The following is a 2,668-nucleotide window of genomic DNA, read 5'->3' as shown; positions in this document are numbered from 1 at the left end:
CCTCCAGCCCTTCCACCCCCTCCAGCCCGGCCATCCGAGCCCGCGACGCCAGCTTCGCGGCCAGCGCCAGCGCCGGCTGCCCCAGCGGCACCCCGTCCGTGACGGATTCGCGCCGCTTCTCCACGGCCTTGGTCCGCAGCCAGTGCTCCCGGACGTCCTCCGGCGTCTCCGCGGACTCCGTGCCGAAGACGTGCGGGTGGCGGTGGATGAGCTTGTCGACGATCGTGGCGGCCACGTCGTCGATGGAGAACGGCTCCTCGGGGTGCTCCTGGGCGATCCGGGCGTGGAAGACGACCTGGAGGAGCACGTCGCCGAGCTCCTCGCGGAGCTCGGCGCGGTCGCCGGCCTCGATGGCCTCGACGAGCTCGTACGCCTCCTCGATGGCGTACTTCACCAGGCCCTCGTGGGTCCGGCTGCCGCTCCAGGGGCAGTCGGTGCGAATCGCGTCCATGACCTGGACGACGTCGAGGAGCCGGGCGCCGGGCAGGTCGTAGGAGGCGGGCAGCAGTTCCAGGTCGGGCATGCGGACCCGGCCGGAGCCGGCGAGGCGGGCGAGCCCGTCGGTCAGCTCGCTCTCCCCCGTGCCGGCGCCGGCCGCTGGGATGACGACGACCGTGCGGCCGCCGGCGCACGCGTCGAGGAGCTCACGGGCCGCGGGGGCCGCCGTCTCGACCTCGACGCCGGCCTCGCGCAGATACGGCAGCTGCGGGTGGTCGGGATCGGCGCACAGCACCCGGTCGGCGGTGCGCAGGGTCTGCCACGCGGACCACGACAGGAGTCCGGGGGCGACCCGGTGGCTGGTGGTGAGGAGGACGATGCGGCCGGGCGCGTCAGCGTTCGCGTTCACCCATTGAACGTAACGCACGGAGCGGGAAGGGTCCGTCCCGCGGCCACCCGCGCGGCACGGGGCGTCGCCCCGCCCCGGACGCGGCGGCTACCCGTGCGGGGCGTGCGGCGCCGCCGCCTCCTGCCGCAGCCAGGCCGCCCTCGCCGGCGTGAGCAGCATGTCCTTGTCGCTCCACGTGCCGAAGCGGGGGTTCACCTCGATGCCCATCGAGCCGGAGGTGCGGCGCAGCGCGGCCATGATCTTCTCCTGGCCCTCCGGCGTGCTGCGGTCGGCGCCCAGCCGCTGGGCGAGCCGGTCCATGAGCACCTGGTTGCGGATCTGCTCGTCGACCTGGTCGGGGGCGACGGCGTACTGCTGGAGCCACATGGCGCGCAGCCGGCCGATGCCGCCGGCGCCCTGCTCGGCGGACTTCTGCGCCTCCTGGACGGCGCGCCGGTCGAGGGTGACGCCCTCCTCGCGGGCGGTCCGCTCCAGCACGCGTTCGAAGATCATGCCGTTGAGGGTGGCCCGGCCGAGCTGGCCGGTCCGCTGGATGAGCTGGTCGGCCTGCGGGGTGGCGCGCTGGGCGGCCCGGACGTCCTCGACCTTGGCCTGGAGGTGGGAGACGGAGATCCGCTCGCCGTCCACGACGGCGGCCGCGCCGGGGTGCGCGTCCTTGCCGCACGCGGTGAGGAGTGGGGCGACGACGAGCAGCCCCGCGAGGACGGATACGGCGAGCGTGCTCTGGCGCATAAAGCCTCCCGGCAAGGATCGTGCGACGGTGCTCGACCTGGCGTTGATCGATGGTAGGGAGTCGGCGAAGCCCTAGCCACTGATTCGACCAACGATTCGGAACGGGATGGGGTGTGTTCGAGCCGGGCCCGACCGATGGGGCCGCCCCCCACGCCGTACGCCCCGGAACCCCGGGACCCCGGGACCCCGGAACGCGGCGACCCCTCGAACTCCCGGCCGCGGCGGGCGGGCGGGAGATCGAGGGGCGTGGGACGTGAAGAGAGGACTCCGCGACGACGCCGTCAGGCGCTGTTGTCGCTCCTGCGGCGCATCATCACCACGGTGCCGGCCGCGCCGACGGCCAGCAGGGCGCCGCCCGCGGCGATGCTCGTGGAGTTCATGCCGGCGATGCTGCCGCCCTCACCGGCCTTGGAGCCCTTGTGGACGCCGTGGCCGACGGTGAAGCTGCCGGGGGTGGCGGTGCCGCTGCCGGGGCAGTGCACATGGATGCTGTACGACTTGCCGTACTTGGCGTGGTGGTCCACCTTGCCGTGGCCCACATAGCGGTCGTCGCCGACCTTCTTCAGCGTCACCTTGTGCGCGAAGCCCTTGGAGGTCGCGTGGACGACCTTCTTGTGGCAGGCGCTGTGCACCTTCAGGGTGAAGTGCCCGCCGGGCTTGGGCTTGGTGGGCGAGATGCTGAAGGTGGCGCGGTGGCCCTTGTGATGGCCGCCCTTGTGGTGATCGCCGTAGTCGCCCTTGTGATGGTCGTCGTAGTCACCCTTGTGGTGATCGCCCTTGTGGTGATCACCGTAGTCGCCCTTGTGATGGTCACCGTGATCACCCTTGTGATGATCCCGGTGGTCACCGTGGTCGCGGTGGTCGCCGTGGTGGTCGTGGTCGTGATCGCTCGCGAGGGCGGCGGTTGCGGGTCCACCGAACGCGAGGGCCGCCAGAGCGGTCGTGGCCAGAGCGCGCGCTGCTATGCGCATGTGGATTGCTCCTTCTGGCGCGGGAGGCGGGGGTCTGTGGGTCCGCGAGTACTCCGCGCCCTTGACCCCATGTGACCCGGCCGGGGCGCGAGCGCGGAGGGTGACGGCGGGGTCACAT

The 2,668-nt window shown here is 72.6% G+C and carries 3 protein-coding genes; all 3 read right to left on the bottom strand.

The window, feature by feature from the left end:
- Positions 1 to 847, bottom strand: an 847-nt coding sequence (locus ACSNOD_RS30355; protein WP_436770295.1) for a nucleoside triphosphate pyrophosphohydrolase, incomplete at its 3' end; no start/stop codon positions are given.
- Between the two features lie 87 nt (positions 848 to 934).
- The gene (locus ACSNOD_RS30350) at positions 935 to 1,579 is read right to left on the bottom strand and encodes a SurA N-terminal domain-containing protein (RefSeq protein WP_436770294.1); all 645 of its coding nucleotides are present in this window, start codon (positions 1,577 to 1,579) and stop codon (positions 935 to 937) included.
- Between the two features lie 281 nt (positions 1,580 to 1,860).
- Entirely contained in the window at positions 1,861 to 2,550 is a 690-nt protein-coding gene (locus ACSNOD_RS30345) for a hypothetical protein (protein WP_436770293.1), read from the bottom strand.
- Positions 2,551 to 2,668: the final 118 nt, after the last annotated feature.

The sequence above is a fragment of the Streptomyces sp. URMC 123 genome, assembly GCF_051386515.1.
Taxonomy (GTDB): Bacteria; Actinomycetota; Actinomycetes; order Streptomycetales; family Streptomycetaceae; genus Streptomyces.
The sequence above is the reverse complement of the archived record's forward strand: the minus strand, read 5'-3'. Positions and strand labels throughout refer to the sequence as shown.

Coding starts and splice junctions, on each gene's coding strand:
- ACSNOD_RS30350 (WP_436770294.1), bottom strand. CDS start 1,579: ATGCGCCAGAGCACGCTCGCCGTATCCGTCCTCGCGGGGCTGCTCGTC.
- ACSNOD_RS30345 (WP_436770293.1), bottom strand. CDS start 2,550: ATGCGCATAGCAGCGCGCGCTCTGGCCACGACCGCTCTGGCGGCCCTC.